Source organism: Acinetobacter sp. PC34, assembly GCF_051789135.1.
Classification (GTDB): domain Bacteria; phylum Pseudomonadota; class Gammaproteobacteria; order Pseudomonadales; family Moraxellaceae; genus Acinetobacter; species Acinetobacter johnsonii.
Window position 1 is genome coordinate 2785565 of record NZ_CP196664.1, and the last position, 20437, is coordinate 2806001.

The 20437-nt window shown below is 42.8% G+C and carries 21 protein-coding genes; 5 read left to right on the plus strand and 16 right to left on the minus strand.

The window, feature by feature from the left end; translation table 11 throughout:
* Window positions 1-95: 95 nt before the first annotated feature.
* The 6 genes from ACSC9N_RS13620 to ACSC9N_RS13645 all read right to left on the minus strand — a co-directional run bounded on the left by ACSC9N_RS13620 (window position 96) and on the right by ACSC9N_RS13645 (window position 7455).
* Entirely contained in the window at window positions 96-977 is an 882-nt protein-coding gene (locus ACSC9N_RS13620) for a metal-dependent hydrolase (protein WP_130235181.1), read from the minus strand.
* 293 nt (window positions 978-1270) lie between these two features.
* Complete coding sequence (tuf, locus tag ACSC9N_RS13625) at window positions 1271-2461, minus strand: elongation factor Tu (RefSeq protein ID WP_010325730.1); 1191 nt, start codon at window positions 2459-2461, stop codon at window positions 1271-1273.
* Between the two features lie 93 nt (window positions 2462-2554).
* A complete protein-coding gene (gene fusA / locus ACSC9N_RS13630; protein ID WP_010326001.1) occupies window positions 2555-4690 on the minus strand; it encodes an elongation factor G in 2136 nt (711 codons plus the stop codon).
* 130 nt (window positions 4691-4820) lie between these two features.
* Window positions 4821-5291 carry a 30S ribosomal protein S7 gene (gene rpsG / locus ACSC9N_RS13635; protein ID WP_004694929.1) on the minus strand — a complete coding sequence of 157 codons (471 nt, stop codon included), beginning with the start codon at window positions 5289-5291 and terminating at the stop codon, window positions 4821-4823.
* A 177-nt stretch (window positions 5292-5468) separates the two neighbouring features.
* Window positions 5469-5843 carry a 30S ribosomal protein S12 gene (gene rpsL, locus ACSC9N_RS13640; protein ID WP_002050319.1) on the minus strand — a complete coding sequence of 125 codons (375 nt, stop codon included), beginning with the start codon at window positions 5841-5843 and terminating at the stop codon, window positions 5469-5471.
* Between the two features lie 154 nt (window positions 5844-5997).
* Complete coding sequence (locus tag ACSC9N_RS13645; RefSeq protein ID WP_010326000.1) at window positions 5998-7455, minus strand: EcsC family protein; 1458 nt, start codon at window positions 7453-7455, stop codon at window positions 5998-6000.
* Window positions 7456-7733: 278 nt separating this feature from the next.
* Here ACSC9N_RS13645 and ACSC9N_RS13650 point away from each other — a divergent pair, with 278 nt between their 5' ends.
* Both ACSC9N_RS13650 and ACSC9N_RS13655 read left to right on the plus strand, forming a co-directional pair.
* Window positions 7734-8963: a beta-ketoacyl synthase N-terminal-like domain-containing protein gene (locus tag ACSC9N_RS13650; RefSeq protein ID WP_439036079.1), complete on the plus strand. Its 1230-nt coding sequence runs from the start codon at window positions 7734-7736 to the stop codon at window positions 8961-8963.
* A 23-nt stretch (window positions 8964-8986) separates the two neighbouring features.
* Window positions 8987-9439: a CopD family protein gene (locus tag ACSC9N_RS13655; RefSeq protein WP_010325998.1), complete on the plus strand. Its 453-nt coding sequence runs from the start codon at window positions 8987-8989 to the stop codon at window positions 9437-9439.
* 81 nt (window positions 9440-9520) lie between these two features.
* Here ACSC9N_RS13655 and ACSC9N_RS13660 read toward each other — a convergent pair whose 3' ends face one another.
* The 5 genes from ACSC9N_RS13660 to ACSC9N_RS13680 all read right to left on the minus strand — a co-directional run bounded on the left by ACSC9N_RS13660 (window position 9521) and on the right by ACSC9N_RS13680 (window position 15188).
* On the minus strand, window positions 9521-10627 hold the full coding sequence (locus ACSC9N_RS13660) for an acyltransferase family protein (protein WP_130235035.1): 1107 nt from the start codon (window positions 10625-10627) through the stop codon (window positions 9521-9523).
* 184 nt (window positions 10628-10811) lie between these two features.
* The gene (locus ACSC9N_RS13665; RefSeq protein ID WP_004984251.1) at window positions 10812-12254 is read right to left on the minus strand and encodes an amino acid permease; all 1443 of its coding nucleotides are present in this window, start codon (window positions 12252-12254) and stop codon (window positions 10812-10814) included.
* A 143-nt stretch (window positions 12255-12397) separates the two neighbouring features.
* The gene (locus ACSC9N_RS13670) at window positions 12398-12757 is read right to left on the minus strand and encodes a RidA family protein (RefSeq protein ID WP_004694941.1); all 360 of its coding nucleotides are present in this window, start codon (window positions 12755-12757) and stop codon (window positions 12398-12400) included.
* Window positions 12758-12794: 37 nt separating this feature from the next.
* Window positions 12795-13892 carry an alanine racemase gene (alr, locus tag ACSC9N_RS13675; protein ID WP_130235034.1) on the minus strand — a complete coding sequence of 366 codons (1098 nt, stop codon included), beginning with the start codon at window positions 13890-13892 and terminating at the stop codon, window positions 12795-12797.
* 36 nt (window positions 13893-13928) lie between these two features.
* Window positions 13929-15188: a D-amino acid dehydrogenase gene (locus tag ACSC9N_RS13680; protein ID WP_004694945.1), complete on the minus strand. Its 1260-nt coding sequence runs from the start codon at window positions 15186-15188 to the stop codon at window positions 13929-13931.
* 137 nt (window positions 15189-15325) lie between these two features.
* Between ACSC9N_RS13680 and ACSC9N_RS13685 the strand changes: the two genes are divergently transcribed.
* On the plus strand, window positions 15326-15790 hold the full coding sequence (locus ACSC9N_RS13685) for an Lrp/AsnC ligand binding domain-containing protein (RefSeq protein ID WP_004694947.1): 465 nt from the start codon (window positions 15326-15328) through the stop codon (window positions 15788-15790).
* 84 nt (window positions 15791-15874) lie between these two features.
* Window positions 15875-16618, plus strand: coding sequence for a sporulation protein (locus ACSC9N_RS13690; RefSeq protein ID WP_010325994.1), 744 nt, complete (start codon window positions 15875-15877; stop codon window positions 16616-16618).
* A gap of 97 nt (window positions 16619-16715) precedes the next feature.
* Here ACSC9N_RS13690 and ACSC9N_RS13695 read toward each other — a convergent pair whose 3' ends face one another.
* Entirely contained in the window at window positions 16716-17360 is a 645-nt protein-coding gene (locus tag ACSC9N_RS13695; protein WP_010325993.1) for an HAD-IA family hydrolase, read from the minus strand.
* Window positions 17361-17453: 93 nt separating this feature from the next.
* Here ACSC9N_RS13695 and ACSC9N_RS13700 point away from each other — a divergent pair, with 93 nt between their 5' ends.
* Entirely contained in the window at window positions 17454-18221 is a 768-nt protein-coding gene (locus ACSC9N_RS13700) for a hydroxymethylpyrimidine/phosphomethylpyrimidine kinase (RefSeq protein WP_010325992.1), read from the plus strand.
* A gap of 116 nt (window positions 18222-18337) precedes the next feature.
* Here the strand turns inward: ACSC9N_RS13700 and ACSC9N_RS13705 are convergent, their stop codons facing one another.
* From ACSC9N_RS13705 to sugE (ACSC9N_RS13720), 4 genes are all read right to left on the minus strand, one after another.
* Complete coding sequence (locus ACSC9N_RS13705; protein WP_010325991.1) at window positions 18338-18991, minus strand: nuclease-related domain-containing protein; 654 nt, start codon at window positions 18989-18991, stop codon at window positions 18338-18340.
* A 121-nt stretch (window positions 18992-19112) separates the two neighbouring features.
* Window positions 19113-19598 (minus strand): methylated-DNA--[protein]-cysteine S-methyltransferase, encoded by a 486-nt coding sequence (locus tag ACSC9N_RS13710; RefSeq protein WP_010325990.1) that lies wholly within the window; start codon window positions 19596-19598, stop codon window positions 19113-19115.
* Window positions 19599-19631: 33 nt separating this feature from the next.
* Window positions 19632-19949 (minus strand): quaternary ammonium compound efflux SMR transporter SugE, encoded by a 318-nt coding sequence (gene sugE / locus ACSC9N_RS13715; RefSeq protein WP_010325989.1) that lies wholly within the window; start codon window positions 19947-19949, stop codon window positions 19632-19634.
* Window positions 19950-20031: 82 nt separating this feature from the next.
* Window positions 20032-20349 (minus strand): quaternary ammonium compound efflux SMR transporter SugE, encoded by a 318-nt coding sequence (gene sugE, locus ACSC9N_RS13720; protein WP_005400191.1) that lies wholly within the window; start codon window positions 20347-20349, stop codon window positions 20032-20034.
* Window positions 20350-20437: the final 88 nt, after the last annotated feature.

Here is a 20437-nt window from a genome sequence, read left to right on the forward strand (position 1 = left end):
TCTTTCTAAAATGTGGAGGTCACAGTATAAAAAATTTGTGCTAAAAACCGAACAAAAAAAAGAGCGATTTACATCGCTCAAAGAGCCAAAACTGCTTAAAACCCTAATTTTAGCTTCCACTTCTCAAGTAACGCATCGGTGTCGTGATGATTAGGATGAAAACCCGGTTTAAAGTACATGATCATTTCACGTGCCATCCCTGTAATAATTCCTTTCGATGGACTATATGCATAGGTATAAATATCCTTCAACGCCGCCCTGTTCAGTTGTTTATCTTGCTTTAATAACCGAAACACAAAATACGACTGCACGCAGAATAAAATGGCCATGGCTGCAACCAGCGATCCTGTTCTCAGTAAATAGGATTTGACTCCCTTTCCAAAAACACCTTCAAACACATCATAAGCCACAGCTTTGTGCTCATTTTCTTCAATGGCATGCCATAACCACATTGTTTTCATCGTTTCATCGCTCATCAGCTCTTGAATGTGGTTATTGACCAACAACTGAGAGGCAATCGTTGCAGTAAAATGTTCCAACGCGGTGGTTGCTGTTAAATCCACCATCTCTTGTGTAATACCCACAGGCTTGCCTAGAAAAGCAAATACTTTACGCGTGGTTTGAATTGCACGATCCGTATAGTGATCAAGTGTTGCAACATCGTGCCCATACTTTTGCGCAGACGCATTAAAACCTTCATGTTCTTGCGTATGCATCGCTTCTTGACCAATAAAGGCTGAAATTTCTTTTTGTAATTCGGCATTATCCTTGATCGAGGGATGCTGTCTAACCGCACGAACACTGTCGATAAAAAACATTTCACCTGCTGGAAAGAGTGCCGAGAGCGCGGTCATAAAATGGGTCAGTCCAGCTGAACCATTCATCCAATATTCAGGTACGCTTTCAAACTCAAAGTTCATCCGACGTACAGGAAAACTCGCACCCGCACGATTGGTAATTTTTACCTTCGCATTCATCTTTCTGCTCCTATGAATATCCTGAAGACATCCACTACTTATAGTTGTTTTCGTCTTTTTATCTTACGCGATTGGACTTCACCCATAAGTGCAGTTAGGGTCAGCAAAATATCAGTTTAGGACAGTTTTCAGGGTGGATTGTTAGACAATTTAGTGTGCGTAAAGTTCTACGCTATTTTTAGGATGAACACTAAAGCATGCTGTATCTTGCCCTCAAATAATCACTTAATTGCTAAGATGAATAAATAAAAAAAGCGCCCCAAAGGAGCGCTTTTTTTCACACAATCAGATGATTATGCAGTTACTTTAGCAACTACACCAGCACCAACTGTACGGCCACCTTCACGGATCGCAAAACGTAGACCTGGGTCCATTGCGATTGGGTGGATTAATTCTACTGACATTTCTACGTTGTCACCAGGCATAACCATTTCAACGCCATCTTGTAATTTGATCGCGCCAGTTACGTCAGTTGTACGGAAGTAGAACTGTGGACGGTAACCGTTAAGGAATGGAGTGTGACGACCACCTTCTTCTTTAGAAAGTACGTATACTTCTGCATCGAATTTAGTGTGCGGCTTGATTGCACCTGGTTTAGCAAGTACTTGACCACGTTGTACGTCTTCACGTTTAGTACCACGTAGAAGAACACCACAGTTCTCGCCCGCACGACCTTCGTCTAGAAGTTTACGGAACATTTCTACGCCAGTTACAGTTGTTTTAACTGTATCTTTGATACCAACGATTTCAACTTCTTCGCCTACTTTCACAATACCAGTTTCTACACGGCCAGTTACTACTGTACCACGACCAGAAATAGAGAATACGTCTTCGATTGGCATTAAGAATGCTTGGTCGATTGCACGTACTGGCTCTGGAATGTAAGTGTCAAGCGCGTCAACAAGCGCAACAACTGCTTCTTCGCCATACTGACCAGCGTCACCGTTAAGTGCAAGAAGAGCTGAACCACGGATAACTGGAGTGTCATCACCTGGGAAGTCATAAGTAGAAAGAAGTTCACGAACTTCCATTTCTACTAATTCAAGAAGTTCTTCATCATCAACAAGGTCACACTTGTTAAGGAATACAAGAATGTAAGGTACACCAACCTGACGAGAAAGAAGGATGTGTTCACGAGTCTGTGGCATTGGACCATCAGTCGCTGCACATACAAGGATCGCGCCGTCCATCTGAGCAGCACCAGTAATCATGTTTTTAACATAATCGGCGTGGCCCGGGCAGTCTACGTGTGCGTAGTGACGAGTTGGAGAATCGTATTCTACGTGTGAAGTATTAATTGTAATACCACGTGCTTTTTCTTCTGGTGCAGAGTCAATTGCAGCGTAGTCTTTCGCTTCGCCACCGAATTTCTTCGCACATACAGTTGCAATTGCAGCTGTTAAAGTTGTTTTACCATGGTCAACGTGACCGATTGTGCCCACGTTAACGTGTGGCTTATTACGTTCAAACTTAGCCTTAGCCATGAGATCTTCCTTTTTAAACTACTCATGCAGGATCACTGCATGAGCACTTGGTTTTTAACTATGAATTAGTTTGGGCTTATAGTAATCGAAAGATTACTCGTCGTCACCTTTTTTACCGCCAGACTGGAATTTAGAAATGATGCCTTCAGCCACGTTACGTGGAGTTTCAGCATATTTAGCAAATTCCATAGAGTATGTTGCACGGCCTTGAGACATAGAACGCATTTGAGTCGCGTAACCAAACATCTCTGCAAGTGGAACTTCAGCTTTAATTGCTTTAGTACCGCCAGGCAAGTCATCCATACCTTGAACCATACCACGACGACGGTTTAAGTCACCCATGATATCGCCCATGTAGTCTTCTGGAGTTTCTACTTCAACTTTCATGATCGGTTCAAGCAAGATAGGATCTGCTTTCATGAAACCGTCACGGAATGCGTAAGAACCTGCCATCTTGAACGATAATTCGTCCGAATCGACATCGTGGTAAGAACCGTCAAACAATGTAGCTTTAATGCCAACAACTGGGTAACCAGCAAGGACACCATTCTTCATACGCTCTTGGATACCTTTATCCACAGCACCGAAGAATTCTTTAGGAACTACACCACCAACAACTTCTTCAGCGAACTCGTAGTCTTTACCAGCATCAGCATCCATTGGCTCTAAACGTACGTATACGTGACCAAATTTACCTTTACCACCAGTTTGACGAACGAATTTACCTTCTTGTTCAACTGACTTTTTGATCGTTTCACGGTAAGAAACCATTGGTTTACCAATGTTTGCTTCAACACCGAATTCACGCTTCATACGGTCAACAATGATGTCAAGGTGAAGTTCACCCATACCAGCGATGATTGTTTGACCTGACTCTTCATCAGTACGAACGCGGAATGATGGATCTTCCTTAGCCAAACGACCTAAAGCAATTGACATTTTTTCTTGGTCAGCTTTAGTTTTTGGTTCAACAGCCAATGCAATTACTGGCTCTGGGAATTCCATACGCTCAAGTGTGATGACATTTTTCTCATCACAAAGTGTATCACCTGTAGTTACGTCTTTAAGACCTACACAAGCAGCGATATCACCCGCACGAATTTCTTCAACGTCTTGACGATCGTTCGCGTGCATTTGCACGATACGGCCGATACGTTCACGTTTAGATTTAACTGGGTTATAAACAGAATCACCTTGTTTAAGAACACCAGAGTAAACACGTACGAAAGTTAAGTTACCTACGAATTTGTCGTTCATGATTTTGAACGCAAGTGCAGAGAACGGAGCTTCGTCAGATGCTTCACGAATCGCTTTAGTTTCAGCTTTATCGTCAAGAACACCTTCAATCGCTTTAACTTCTGTAGGCGACGGTAAGAATTCAATTACTGCGTCCAACATACGTTGAACACCTTTGTTTTTGAATGCTGTACCACAAAGCATTGGTTGAATTTGACAAGCCAAAGTTTGAACACGTAGACCATTAACGATATCTTCTTTAGAAAGATCGCCTTCTTCTAGGTATTTGTCCATTAGCTCTTCAGAAGCTTCAGCAGCAGCTTCAACCATGTTTACACGCCATTCTTCAGCAGTAGCTTGAAGTTCAGCCGGGATTTCACCGTATTCAAACTTCATACCTTGTGAAGCTTCGTCCCAAATGATCGCTTTCATTTCGATCAAGTCGATTACGCCTTGGAAGTTTTCTTCAGCGCCAACAGGGATTACTACAGGTACTGGAGATGCACCTAAACGTGTCTTCATTTGTTCAACAACACGGAAGAAGTTGGCACCAGTACGGTCCATCTTGTTCACGAATGCTAAACGAGGCACTTGGTATTTGTTCGCTTGACGCCATACAGTTTCAGACTGAGGTTGTACACCACCTACAGCACAGTAAACCATACACGCACCATCAAGAACACGCATAGAACGTTCAACTTCAATTGTGAAGTCAACGTGTCCCGGTGTATCAATTACGTTGATACGGTGTTCAGGGAACTGTTTAGACATACCTGACCAGAATGTAGTCGTAGCAGCAGAAGTAATGGTAATACCACGTTCTTGCTCTTGCTCCATCCAGTCCATTGTTGCTGCACCATCGTGTACTTCACCAATTTTGTGAGATACACCTGTGTAGAACAAAATACGTTCTGTAGTCGTGGTTTTACCAGCATCAATGTGCGCAGAAATACCAATGTTACGATAACGAGAAATTGGGGTTTGACGAGCCATGATTTCTTGCATTCCTAAATTTTGTTGTTTAAAACAGGCGCTTTAAGCTGACGAACAGCTTAAAGCGATTCGATGACAGTTTGGCGTAAGCCAAGCTATCACCCTCCTGAATAGGGGCTGTTTTAGTCGCTTAGAAGCGGTAGTGAGAGAATGCTTTGTTGGCTTCAGCCATACGATGCACGTCATCACGTTTTTTAACCGCTGCGCCTTTACCTTCAGCTGCATCAAGCAACTCACCAGCAAGACGTAAAGCCATAGTTTTTTCAGAACGCTTAGCAGCAGCATCTACTAACCAACGCATAGCTAGAGCAGTACGACGGGATGGGCGTACTTCCATAGGTACTTGATAAGTAGCACCACCAACACGGCGTGCTTTTACTTCAACCATAGGACGAACTTTTTCAAGAGTAGTCTCGAAAAATTCAACTGGGTCTACTTTGTTTTTTTCTTGAACGCGGTCTAAAGCACCGTAAACGATACTTTCAGCAATAGATTTTTTACCATCTTGCATTACGTGGTTCATGAATTTAGCGATTGTTTGGCTGCTGAACTTAGGATCCGGAAGGATTTCACGAGCAGCAACTACGCGACGTCTTGGCATTTTAAACTACCTATATATATGACACTTCAGGTTAATCCAGCCGTAGCACAAAGTGTCATGTGCTTTCGCTGGCCTTACTACACGTCGCTTGAATTTCACAAAATTAATGCAGAAATCAGACAAGCGAGACGATAAAGGATTGCAGTTCTAGCGAACTAAGAAGTTAATCTCGAAAGATTATTTCTTAGGACGTTTAGTACCGTATTTAGAACGAGACTGGTTACGATCTTTCACACCAGCACAGTCTAAAGAACCACGAACGGTATGGTAACGTACACCTGGTAAGTCTTTAACACGACCACCACGGATAAGAACAACACTGTGCTCTTGTAGGTTGTGGCCTTCACCACCGATGTAGCTAGAAACTTCAAAGCCAGAAGTTAAACGCACACGGCAAACTTTACGCATTGCTGAGTTAGGTTTTTTAGGTGTAGTTGTGTAAACACGTGTACAAACACCACGACGTTGTGGACAAGCCTTCAACGCAGGAACTTTAGATTTTTCAACTAAAGTCGTACGACCCTTACGGATCAACTGATTTGTTGTTGCCATTTGGCAATTCTCCCGTTAATAAAAAACCCAAAAAAAGACGACTTTTTGAGGGCATGCAATTGTAAGCTAAGACGTAAAAATGGTCAACATTTCAAACTACATGTAATGTTGACCAAATCAGGGCTTTTACAAATTTCTATCTATTTTAAAGGGTTTATTTTTTACTTGGTACATTTCGTCTTTTTGTAACCTTTTTTTCCGTCGGCTCTACCGCAGATTTTGCTGTGACTTTTGAAGCAGTATTAGGTTCATTTGGTGCTAAAGACTCATTATTATTCTGTGTAGCCTCCTCAGCCTCATCCACTGGATATAAATCTGCAAGATCTTCTTCCACGTGTAGGGCTGGTTGCTGCGGTGCGACAGCATCATGGGGTTCAACCATTTGATCTGCGAGCTGTTCCAGCCCTTGTTGAACACGTTCTTCGGTTGCGACAGGCGCTGTGACTTTGTCGGACTTTTTCTGAACTTTTACTTTAGCAATACTTTGATGACCATTTAACTCTACTTCAGCCCCAAGCTTCAAATCTGAGCTATCGGTGTCTGATGTACTGCGCTGTGACAGCAGTCGTGGTGAGGCTTTCACCAAAAGCTCAAGTGAGCGTTCATATGCTGTTAAAGCACTCAGGCTGGTATCTTTTTGTTGAATGATATATTGACGGGCTTGTGAAAAAACCAGTTGTGCTTTTTGGTGTACATCATCAACAAGGCGCCAACTATAAGCTGCACTCACCCCTGCACTGGCAATTGGTGTGAGTTTTGCCAGCTTATTCAGTAGTGATAGGTTAGCAATCGACTGCCCCCATTTCAGCTGACCATCGGCATTGGTCAACCATTTCTTTAAGGCTTCAATGTCATTGCTTGAACCTAAAAGCTGTTGTAACTGAGAGACATCATGCGTTTGCAAGGTACTTGAAATGGCTTTTATCGCCATCAACAAAGTTTGTTTTTCCGCAATCAGCCCAAGATCAATCTGTTTAAAAATAAACTGGACGATGTCTTGATCGGATTCTTTAGTTAAGTCAAAACCATAAGAACGCCCCACTTGGTAGATCATACGTAACGACATCACCAAGGAAGCGGGTACATCTACGGTTGAACCCACAAAGCCCGTTGCTCCAGTCAGTGCGCCTTGCAAGATAGCAATAATTTTATTTTGTTCGGACAGTGCCTGACTAATCCGTTTTGAACGGTCGACATCTTGGGTCAACATTTCTAAATCACGCACACCCGCTTCATCTAAAACGGCATCGACCGAGCTCATACTCGAGCTAAATTGATTGAGCTGGCTAAAAAAATAATCTGCGGCTTTATCGGAAAGTTGTGGCGACACAAAATGCGCGACTCGATTTGCGTTGACATAATGACGTCCTAATAAATGACGTGATACTGTCGGCAGATGGTCTCTTAAGACTTGCTGCGGATGTTCATAACGCTTATTTTTCGATTTTGTTTTTGTACTCGCACTATCACCAGTTGTAGCATTGGTCAGTGCTGAAGCCGTATCTGGGCTCACTTGGTTTAATATGTTTAAACCTGTATGGCTGAGCTTTTTAGCCACTCCGAAGGCATTTGAAAAGAAACCACTGCGCTGTTTATTGTTTGAATCCGCCATTCCGTACCCCGTACTTTATAATCTTTCATTTCTAGCTAAATACTAGGTGTAGTACGCATTTATCTCAATAAGAATATGTGTCTTTTAGTAAAGTTGAAATGCCCTGCTCCCGATTTTAAGACAAGTCAAATTGGCATAGGATTTGCCATAAGAATTAAAAATTCTTTCTGCTATTATGATCTGCATTGAAAACATAAGAGTTGCAATTGGCTTAGAAATAAATTGTTGATTCATCTTTAAGCGTAACTCTGCAAAACCACCATATAAGGGATCTTTAAATGAAACGTGTAGTAATCACTGGCATGGGTATCAACTCATGTATCGGTAATACTTTGGAAGAAGTTACTCATGCATTACAAAACGGGATTTCTGGGACACGTTTTAACCCAACCTATGCTGAACTCAATTTTAAAAGTCATATCAGTGCTGCTGCTGAACAAGACTTTGATGGTATCGACCGTAAGCTGAAACGCTTTATGGGTGTTTGTGCCATGTATGCATATAATGCTGCGGTTGCTGCAGTTGAAAATGCAGGCTTAACAGCAGAGCAAATTGGTGGCAACCCACGCTATGGTATCGCGGGCGGTTCAGGTGGTGGTTCAACTGCATCTGTAGTTGAAATGAAAGAATTGTTAGACACCAAAGGCGCACGTAAAGTTGGTCCGTTCTTCGTGCCACGTAATATGTCGAACACAATTACAGCAAACGTTGGTGTTGCTTTTAAAATGCAAGGTGTTGCACACACCATTACCAGCGCATGCGCAACGTCTGCGGATGCCATTGGTTATGCCTACAATCTGATTCAACTCGGCAAACAAGACTTAATGCTTGCAGGTGGCGGTGAAGAAGATCACTGGTCTCAAAGCTTGTTGTTTGATGCGATGGGTGCACTGTGCTCAAAATACAATGACACACCAGAAACAGCGTCTCGTCCTTACTCTGCTGACCGTGACGGTTTCGTGATTGCTGGCGGTGGCGGTTTTGTAGTGCTTGAGTCTTTAGAACATGCGCAAGCACGTGGTGCCAACATTTTGGCTGAAGTTGTAGGCTATGCGGCAAACTCTGACGGTGCAGACATGGTTGCGCCATCGGGTGAAGGTGCGACACGTTGTGTACTAATGGCACTTGAAGAAGCAAAACAACACGGCGTAGACAAAATTGACTATGTGAATACGCATGGTACGTCGACGCCCGCTGGTGATATCACTGAATTAAAAGCAATGGAACGTGCATTTGGCGAAGATCAAGTTCCTCCACTGAGCTCAACCAAGTCAATGACAGGTCATAGCTTGGGTGCTGCTGGTGTACAAGAAGCGATCTACTCAGTCCTAATGATGCAAAATAACTTTATTGCACCAAACATCAACGTGACTGAACTGGATGAAGGCGCAAAACCATTTGATATCGTGCTTGAAAAACGTGACGCAAAATTGAATACTGTGATGAGTAACAGTTTCGGTTTTGGCGGCGTAAATGCATGTCTCATTTTCAAAAAGTGGGAAGGCTAAGCCGCCCATTTTAGGGTGACTTGATGGATGCTCCTTCTGATGCTTTCTTGTGGGTAAAAGCATTACATATTATTGCCGTGGTGTGTTGGTTCGCTGCATTGTTCTACTTACCACGGCTCTATGTTTACCATGCCATGAGTGATGATGCCGTCAGTCATCAACGTTTCGAGGTCATGGAACGTAAGTTGTACCGTGGCATTATGTGGCCGTCGATGATTGCAACACTGATCACGGCACATTTCTTGGTCGAATGGGGTGATGCAACGCGCCACTACCATGAAGCCCTGTGGTTCTACCTCAAAGTCGGCTTGGTTGGACTGTTGGTGATTTACCACTTTGTTTGCGGCTATTACCGTAAGAAATTGATTGGTCATGCGCACTACAAGTCACACAAATTTTGGCGCTTCTTTAATGAAATGCCGACCCTCATTTTATTTGCTGTGGTGATTTTAGTCGTGGTGAAACCGACATTTTAAAATCCCACACTTAAAAAGCCCCGATTGATTCGGGGCTTTTTAATGTCTGTACAAAATCAACAGCACAGTTCAAGATCAGTATTACGAACGTATCCAAGATTGACGAATTTTTAAATTGAGTGGGGTCGAATAATATTTCTCAATCGCCCAACTCAAAATAAACACCGCGATAAAATAAACAGGCAACAACATCAACTTTTCAGCCGCTAAAGTGTCTTTTGGGAAATACACCACTTTCATTAAGCCGAGAACAATTAAGTGAAACAAATACATTTCATAGCTACGCTGCCCAATCCAAACCAAACTCCGTGCCGTGTATGAGGCAGGTTTAACTTTCGGCTCTTGAGAAAAGCAAAATATGAGTAACGCCGTAAGTAACGCAAATACGCTGATACCCCATGTACTCACCTCTTTGATGGGTGCATAAAAATATAAAGCGGTCATCAGAAACGCTGTTACTGCAACAATCATTTTTTGATTGTAAATGGCACCTTTGAAATGCTGCGTATAAATTGCGGTGAGGCAGCCAATGGCAATTCCATCGAAACTAGAAAAATAGTGATACAAATAAGCACCACTTTCCTCACCAAAATGGAGGGCACGAAAATATGGTGCATACGCGATGACAGCGAGCAGAAAAACAATAAAGCCTTTGCCTCGACCCAGTGCTAAACACAGGACAGGAAATGCTAAATAGAAGACCTCTTCAACCGATAAAGACCACAATACGCCCAAGGCATAGTTCACCCAGCCGTATTTAATAATTAATAGATTCATCCAGAAGCTCAACGCTGAAAGAACAGTCACAGCATAGGACACCTCTACGCCATTGGGCGACTGATTGAGAAAGGGTTGCAACCCTAAACTTCCGAGCACACTGACCATCGCAACCAATAACACTAGACACGGTATGATGCGGGCAATACGACGGATATAAAAATCTTTCAGCTTAATCTGCGCCAAAGACCCACTACGCTGTAAGGTATGCTGGGTAATCAAAAAACCTGAAATGACAAAAAACATGGTCACCCCATAGTTGCCATTTCTTGCAATCAAGGTACTTAAGCTCTCACTCCCAATTGGGATGCCGAGAAAGGTATCGTGTAATTTATAAGGGATATTGAAATGGTGAATCAGCACCAATAGGATGGACACGCCACGCAGAATGTCTATTTTATAATTACGCATAAATCATTATTAAAATTTTAAAGTGCTTCATTAAAAGTGAAATCGCCTGATTTAGACAGCTTTTATATATAAAATCATACAATGATCTAACACTTAGTTAGAACCCATTAATTCAGCTCAAGTAAAAAAGAAAGCCCTACTTATGCAGGGCTTTCTTTCAAATATCAAGAGTACAGAATGAATTTTAGTTATCCAGTTGCTGCCCTAACAGACGCTTTTTCATACGTGGTTTGTACAGCAGTTGATACGTCACGGCTAAAATAATCACCCAGAGTGGACTGATCATGAGTGCACGAAGGGTATCCGCCTCTAAACTCAAAATAATCAACGTAAAGAACAAGAAGATTAAGACCACATAAGACATCCAAACACCGCCCGGCATTTTAAAGGTCGATTTTGCATGTAGCTCAGGACGCAATTTACGGTAGCGGATATAGCACACCATAATAATGCTCCAAATACTGATGAACAGAATCACACACAATGAGCTGGCTAATGTAAAGGCTTCAACCGTGTTCGGTACAAAGTACTGTAGCGCCGCACCTGCCATGATAAAAGCACATGAGAAGAATAAGCCTTTTGCTGGTACCGCACGTTTTGATAGACGCGCTAGGCTCTGTGGTGCTTGCCCTTCTCTTGCCAAACCAAACAGCATACGTGATGTAGAGAACACACCACTATTCATTGAAGACATTACTGAAGACAGCACCACCAAGTTCATAATGATGGCTGAAGTTGGAATACCTGCATGTAAAAATAGTGAAACGAACGGACTTTGATCCGCAGGAATTTGATTCCACGGCGTCACCGACATCACCACAAATAATGACAAGACATAGAACAAAATGATACGGGTTGGAATCGCATTCACTGCTTTCGGTAAGTTCTTTTCAGGATCTTTGGTTTCAGCAGCCATGGTTCCAATCAGCTCTACACCGACAAAGGCAAAGAGTGCAATTTGGAAGCCTGCTAAAAAGCCACTGCCACCTTGAGGGAACATCCCCCCATGCGACCAAACATGACTGAAGCTTGCAACTGAACCGCCTGGTGCTTGGAAATGGCTAAACACCATAAAGCCACCAATCACGATCAGCCCTAAAATGGCTAAAATTTTGATTAAAGCAAACCAAAATTCAATTTCACCAAACAGTTTCACCGTCAGCAAATTTAGCCCAAGGACAAACAGCACACAGCCGACACTGATTAAAGCCTGCCCCATGGGAGTAAATGCCATGTCTGGCGGGAGCCAAAACCCGAGATAGTTAATAATGGCTGCCAAGTCCGCAATACCAACCAACACCCAACCGAGCCAATAGGACCAACCGATATAGTAACCCGCACCCGGCCCAATCAGATCATGAGCCATATCGATAAACGACTTATAGTGCAAATTTGACAATAAAATTTCGCCCAATGCACGCATCAGGAAGAAGAACATGGTCCCGATAATCATATAAATGATCAGAATAGAAGGACCAGCGAGAGAGATGGTTTTGCCCGAACCCATGAACAGGCCCGTACCAATCGCGCCACCAATGGCAATCAATTGCAGGTGGCGGTTGGATAATTTCCGTTGTAATTCATGCGATGATGCATTTGCACCGTCAGCTTGTGGGGTAGTCGTCATAATTTAACATCCTGTTAAAGTCCTTTTTTGCGTATAAACCATGTTCATACAGTGCTCGTTATCCTAACGGGCGGCATTTATACGCTCATCAGCACTTCGGTTGAAACCCAAGCGCTGATATACACGGGGAGAGTTTAAAAAAATTAGTTTTGTGCAGCTGTCACTGCAATTTCGATCAACCAGTTTGGATTAACCAAATCAGCCTGAATCGTGGCACGCGAAGGCGCTACACAACCATTCATCCAATCAATCCAAATCGCATTGACTGTTGAGAAATCAGAGAGATTTTTGATGTAAAGCTGAGCAGATAACAAACGTGATTTATCTGTATTTGCCAAAGCTAAAAGCTCATCAATTGTTGCTAAAATTTCACGGGTCTGACCTGCGACATCATTGTCGGTATTTTTTGGCACTTGCCCTGACAAATACACCACTTGATTAAACACAGTGACTGCACTCATGACTTCGTTGGTGTTGAATTTTTGAATGTCTGAATGTGACATAGGTCTTTCCTTGTATGAAACTGTATAAAAATAAAATTTAATCTTGGATAAAATTGACACGTGCAGTGACAGCACACATCAGCTCATAGCCAATCGTGCCTGAACCTGCTGCGACTTCATCAATGCTGAGTACAGCACCCTGTTTCGATGTACCCCACAGCACCACTTCACTGCCGACTTGGGCATTTGGAAGGTGAGATAAATCGACTGCTAACATGTCCATGCTGACACGTCCGACCAAGCTACTGCGTTGTCCATCGACTAAAATAGGCGTACCTGTTGCGGTAATCCGTTGATAACCATCGGCATAACCACAAGCCACAATACCCACACGCATGTCGCTTTCAGCAATGAACTTTGAGCCATAACCGACGCTATCGCCTGCTTTTAACTGCTGAATAGCAATCAGCTCACTGCGCAAACTCATGGCTGGTTGCAAGTCCCAGTCTTGAATCGAGTGGCTTGGATAATCTGGAGAGCTGCCATAGAGCATGATGCCGCTACGGATCACATCCGACTGCAACTGTTCATGGCGTAAGATCGCTGCACTGTTACTGACTGAACGTGCACCCGGTAGATCATGGATGATGGCATCAAATAACTGACATTGATGCGCAATGCCTTCACGTCCGAAACGCTCACCATCGGCATCCGAAAAATGCATCATATGAGTCAAACGTTGAACTTGAGGCAAGCTGGAAAGCTGCTGCCACACTTGACGGTACTGTTCTGGACGGAAACCTAAACGGTTCATGCCGCTGTTCATTTTCAAATAAACATCGAACTGCGCCTCTAAAGGAAAACGCGCTAACCATTCGAGTTGATATTCACTATGAATACTGAGGCTTAGGCCCAACTCATGGCAGTCAAATAGGTCTTGCTCTGAGAAAATACCTTCGAGTAACAGAACTGGACCTGTCCAGCCCAAAGCACGGATACGTTTCGCCTCTGCCAAATCGAGCAACGCAAAACCATCGGCAGATTTGAACGCTTGATAGACGCGTTCAATCCCATGACCATAGGCATTGGCTTTGACCACCGCATAGACTTGGCTATTCGGCATTTTAGTGCGAGCAACATTTAAATTATGCTGCAATGATTGGCTATGAATCACTGCAGTAATTGGACGTGGCATTTTCTTCTTCCTTGAATCAATATGACCTAAAACGAATTAGGCTGCTGAAGGGTAACGTTGAATCGATAGACCTTCAGTACTGATGTCTGGTTGATGATTCATCACCAAGTCACTAATGAGCTTGCCTGAACCACATGCCATGGTCCAACCCAGGGTGCCATGTCCTGTATTCAAGAATAAGTTTTTAAAACGAGTCGCACCAATAATCGGCGTAGAGTCTGGTGTCATTGGACGTAAACCCGTCCAGAAACTTGCTTCAGCTAAATTTCCACCTGGGAATAAGTCTTGAGTCACCATTTCCAAGGTCGCACGGCGGTCTTGGTTTAAACCGTGGTTGAAACCACTCAGTTCAGCCATACCACCCACACGGATACGTTGGTCAAAACGCGTAATGGCAATTTTATAAGTTTCATCAAGAACCGTAGACTGCGGTGCAAATGCAGGATCTACAATTGGGATCGTCAATGAGTAGCCTTTGACAGGGTACACAGGCAAATTCAAATTCAATGGTTTTAAGAAATCACGTGAATAACTACCAAAAGCAAGCACATAACGGTCTGCTGTAAGCACTTGACCATCAACCACCACGCCTTTGATTTCATCCCCTTCAACCACAAGTTTTTCAACATTTTGGTTAAATTTAAATTCTACGCCCATGTCTTTCGCAAGATTTGCCAAAGCGTTGGTAAATAAGTAACAGTCACCTGTTTCATCATTCGGTAGATGTAAACCACCAACCAGTTTGTCTTTGGCATAGGCTAAAGCTGGCTCGACTTTGGCTAAGTCATCTTTTAATAATAATTCGTAGTCGACACCACATTCTTTTAATACTTGGATGTCACGTTGTACTGCATCTAGTTGTGCTTCATTACGGAAAACCTGCAAAGTTCCTTTCGCACGGTTTTCATAGTGAATGCCTGTTTCTTTACGCAGTTCACGTAAGCAGTCACGGCTGTATTCAGCAACACGCGTCATACGCTCTTTGTTAATGGCATAACTTTGTGGATTGCAGTTTTTCAACATTTGCGCCATCCAGTTCAACTGCCACATGCTACCATCGATGTTAATCGCTAAAGGTGCATGATGTTGGAACATCCACTTTACGGCTTTAAACGGAATACCGGGTGCAGCCCACGGTGTAGAATAACCTGGAGAGATTTGCCCTGCGTTACCAAAGCTAGTTTCTTCAGCAGGACCAGCTTGACGGTCTAAAACCGTAACGCTTGCGCCTTGTTGTGCAAGGTAATACGCACTTGCAACACCGATGACACCACTACCTAAGACAATTACACGCATGACTGATCCCTTACACACACTAGTTTATTTCACTAGTATATTTTTAGGTTAATAGTTTTTTTCACTGTTTTTAATATTATAATCTAGGTAAATCGCCATTTTTGTCGCGCTAAAATTCTAAACATAGGAAATTTATAATGCGTAAATTAGATCGGATTGATCAGCAGATTTTAGACATTTTGCAGCGCGATGGACGAATTGCGATTAGTGAATTGGCCTCTCGCGTCAACCTCTCAACCACACCCTGTTCAGAACGTGTCAAACGCTTAGAGCGGGACGGTATTATCATGGGTTACTACGCACGACTCAATCCACAACTGGTCGATCGAAACTTATTGGTGTTTTTAGAGATTAAGCTGTCAGCCAAGTCTGGCGATGTGTTTGATCAAGTGGCACGTGACTTGGTCGAAATCCCTGAGGTTTTAGAATGCCATCTGATTTCAGGTGAATTCGATTATTTAGTCAAAGCCCGTTTAAAAGAAATGAGTGCCTACCGACGCCTATTGGGCGATTTACTAAAAAAACTCCCCTCTTCAGCGTCATCGCACAGTTATATTGTGATGGAAGAAGTCAAAGAAAGTTTTTATTTGGACATTCGCTAACAGCTTATTAAAAATATGCGTCTTCAAAGTGCATTCACTTTAAATATTTAAAACCTATCGATTCCCTATTGGAAGTTCTGCACCATGTTTAACAAACTCATGTCTAGCCTTGGCTTACAAGGCATTCAAGTGGATACTCGTCTACACACCACTGCACCACAAGCGGGTCAAGCCATTCAGGGTGAGGTTATTTTTAAAGGTGCCGCGTCTAATAAAATTATCAACGGTATTTATTTAAGGCTCATGACCACAGCCGAGGTTGAGTCAGACGATGCTGAGTACAATAGCGCGTTAAGTATTGCCGAATGGCACATTAGCGGGGCTTTTGAGTTACAAGCCCATCAGTCACATGCATTTCCTTTTTCGATTCAACTACCCTTTGAAACTCCAGTTACAGATGTGCCTTGCCGCGTCAATAAAACCCGAGTGTGGTTACATACACATTTAGATGTGGACTGGGGGCTCGATGCAACTGACAAAGACTATTTACAAATTTTACCGACACCGACCATGCAAGCGTTTATTCAAGCCATGCAGCAATGCGGTTTTCAGTTAATGACCGTCGATGTTGAAAAAGGTCAACTACGTGGCAACGGCTTCCACTCGAGCATTGGTTGTTATCAAGAACTTGAATTTAAACCTACGCAATTGTTCAACAGCATCAATGAAGTTGAAGTGTCCTTTGTGGCAGAGCAACATCAAACCCATGTGCTTTTAGAAGTGGATCGTAAATTTCGTGGTGATGGCTTCAACAGCCTTACCATTCCCCATCAGCAGGCTAATCCTGCACTGTTAGCGAATGAAATTAGACGCATGTTAGGACTTTAATTTTTAATCACTGCGCACGACTGTTTCAATATAGAAAAGTCGTGCGCAGTCGAAAAAGGCGTTATTTAAATCCTGTCCGAATTAAATTCTGTCTGCGTTAAATCAAGTCCAAGACTTCGGCAAAGGTTTTAATTCGTGCTTTAGGTGCTGCTTCCGTCAACTCTTGATCAGAACCATAACCGTATTCCACCGCAATGGTTTCAATACCGTTACGACGTGCACCCAAAATGTCATGCTCACGATCACCAACCATCAGACATTCTTCTGCGTTTAACTGCTCTTTTTCTAAAATATAAGCAATCAAATCTCCCTTATTGGTGCGCTCACCGTTCAGCTCACTGCCATAAGGATGCACGAAGTATTGCAGTAAATTGAAATGTTCTAAGATTTGACGGGCATAGATTTCTGGTTTTGCTGTCGCCAAATACAAATGATAGCCCTGCTCAGTCAGTTTTTTTAAGGTCGGTTCAACATCGGCAAATAAATGGTTTTCATATAAACCTTTCACCGCAAAACGCTCACGATAGCCCAATAAAGCTTGCTCTGCCAAAACATCGTCCACTGTAACATTTAAGAGTTTTGCCAAAGACGCTTTTAGTGGTGGCCCAATAATCCAGTCAATGTTTAGATCTTCAGCAATGGGGTGTCCGACTTTGTTCAAGCCATAACGCGCACTGGTGGTAATGCCAACTTTCGGATCTGTTAAGGTTCCATCTAAATCTAGCAAAATATGTTTAATCACAGCTGATCCTTCTTGGGCTTTAAATAAAATACTATCGAGAGTTCTGCTAAAGTTGCCTATACTATCGCAAATTTTCGCAACAAGGATATTTCTGTGCGCGCAACCGTACTGTGCTTTTCTGGTTTAGACCCTTCAGGTGGTGCTGGTTTACAGGCCGATATCGAAGCGATTGGTCAAAGTGGTGCGCATGCAGCCATTGCGTGTACAGCACTCACTGTTCAAAACTCGCAACAAGTGTTTGGTTTTGAAGCGACGTCAAAAGAATTGCTGTTAGCTCAGGCCCACGCTGTTGTCGGAGATTTACCAATTAAAGCCATAAAATCTGGCATGTTAGGCACCACAGATAATATTGCAGCACTGGCTGAGTTTCTACGTGAACATCCTGAGTACAAGTATGTGCTCGACCCTGTTTTAGTGGCGAACAGTGGCGGTTCATTGGGTGATCAAGCCACCTTAGTCAAAGCCTTTGTTGAGCTGATCCCATTGGCGGACATTATTACCCCAAATACAGTTGAATTACGGGCGTTAACGGGTCTCGATGACTTAGATGCCGCAACACAAAAACTGTTTGAAATGGGTGCCAAAGCGGTACTGGTCAAAGGTGGTCATGAAGACACACCTGACTATATTCGTAATGCCCTGTTTGTGAATGGCAAACTCATTTCTGAAACTCGCTGCCCGCGTTTAGCAGGCGAATATCACGGTTCAGGTTGTTCGCTGGCGAGTTTTATTGCAGGTCGTTTGGCGCAAGGTGACAGTGTTAAAGTTGCAGTACATCATGCCGAAACATGGCTCTTTGGCGTATTAAAACAGGCAGAAACACCTGTTGAAGGCGGTCAAAAAATTCCAAAGCGTTTTTAAGTTAGAAAAAAACTACAAAGATAAAAGCCAGTCCATGAAGAAATAGACTGGCTTTTTTTAAATTCTAGATTTTATTTTCGGCACAAAATGAATCAGTCACCTTTGGAATGGGGTATTTAACTATCTTGATGACGTTGTTTTAAATGTGCCACATGCTCACGGTTGGTTTTCCATGACTTTTCTAACACTTCTTTTTCAATCCGAAGCTGAATCCGTTTCAGTTTCATCGCTGGAATCACTTCTGTGTTAAAGGTCTTAATATAATCGACCCATGCTTTACCTTTAAATACCGTACTGGGCATCGCAGTTTTAAACTCGCATTCAGACATGAACACCACAGCAGAATGGATATAATCTACATCGACAATATCTTGCAACACACTTTGCAGCACTTTGACGTGTTTATAATTTTGATGCAGCGGATTTTGAAATTTAAAGCTCTTTTTATAAATTTTTTGCGTCCACATCTTTTGACGCTCACCACCAAAAATCCAGCCCTTATAGTTTTTGGTTTCAATCACAAAAACACCAAAGGGGCTCAATACAATATGGTCAATTTGAGTCGTTCCGCCCTGCTCATCAGGCAAAGTCACATCGTTAATTAGAGTATAACGCTCATCCAAATACAATTTCACATGCGCTTGAACTGCGAACTCACCGAATTTTCCTTTCAGATAGGGCTTAAACGCTTTTAAAAGACCGATCCCGAACAAGATCAGTAGCATCCACCACAGTTCTGAAAACACATTCCCCACAATTTGACTTATCATATTATTCATCGTTATTTGAGTTAGAGACACGATTCTTCAAAAGAATACAGATTAAAAAACAAAGTACTTATTTTTAAATTATTAAACTAAAATACGAGCGTAAAAACTCCGAAACACACGCTTAATTCGCAATTTTCTCAAGTTTCAATAAAATATCTTTATTGTCCAAACCGCCTGCAAAGCCGACCAATTTTCCATTCGCCCCCACAACCCGATGACACGGCGCAATAATTGAAATCGGATTTTTGCCATTGGCTGCACCCACTGCACGAACGGCTTTTACATTGCCGATCTGTAGCGCAATATCTTTATAGCTTCGGGTTTCACCAAACGGAATTTGCAGTAAAGCCTGCCAAACTTGCTTCTGAAAATCTGTCCCCGCAAAATCCAAAGGCAAATCAAAACATTGACGTTTTGCCACAAAATACTCGCTCAACTGTCGTTCAGTTTCCAGTAAAATCGGATGCTGATTGTGTTCGATCAGCTCAGCTAAACGTACCCGTTTGGGATTTTCATTTTCCCACAATACGGCAACCAAGGCTTGATCATGTGCCACCAGTCTCAGTACCCCGACAGGAGATGGCATATATTTAAAAAATAAGCGCATGGTTCACCACAAAAATTGTCTATGTATACAATATTATGACGATGAAAGTTTCATCAGTACAAGCCCAGAAATGATTAAAACCGCTGCGAGCATCCGCATGGCATTGGCAGGTTCACCCAAAATCAAAATACCAACCAAAAATGAACCAATCGCGCCGATCCCTGTCCAAACGGTATAGGCAGTGCCCAAAGGTAAGGTCTTCATGGCATAAGACAGCAATGCAAAACTGGCCACCATAAATACAAGAGTCAAAATACTCGGCGTCAGTTTAGTAAAACCATCCGATACTTTCATCGCATAGGCCCAAACCACTTCGAGTAAACCTGCAACTATTAAAATCACCCATGCCATAAGCAATACACCTTTTATTCAGAGCAGAAACAACAAAGCTTCAAACGAAGGATCGCTTGAAGCTCTACATATTTGAATGAATTTAGCTGGATGAGAGTTTCATCAAAATCAGGCCCGATACAATCAGCACCGCAGCAAACATCCGCATAGCCGTTGCGGGCTCACCTAAAATAAAAATCCCCACCAAGAAAGATCCAATCGCACCAATTCCTGTCCAAATGGTATACGCGGTCCCTAGCGGCAATGTTCGCATTGCATAGGCCAGTAAACCAAAACTTAAAATCATGAACACAATGGTGATGATGCTGGGTGTGAGTTTGCTAAACCCTTCGGACAGCTTCATTGAATATGCCCAAACGATTTCAAACAGACCCGCAAAGATAAGAAAAACCCAAGCCATGCTACTGACTCCTCTTCACTAGAGTCAGGCCGTCCTGACGAATTTTCTCAATATGAGGGAGGTCGTTCCTCCTAAATATGCCTTAAAT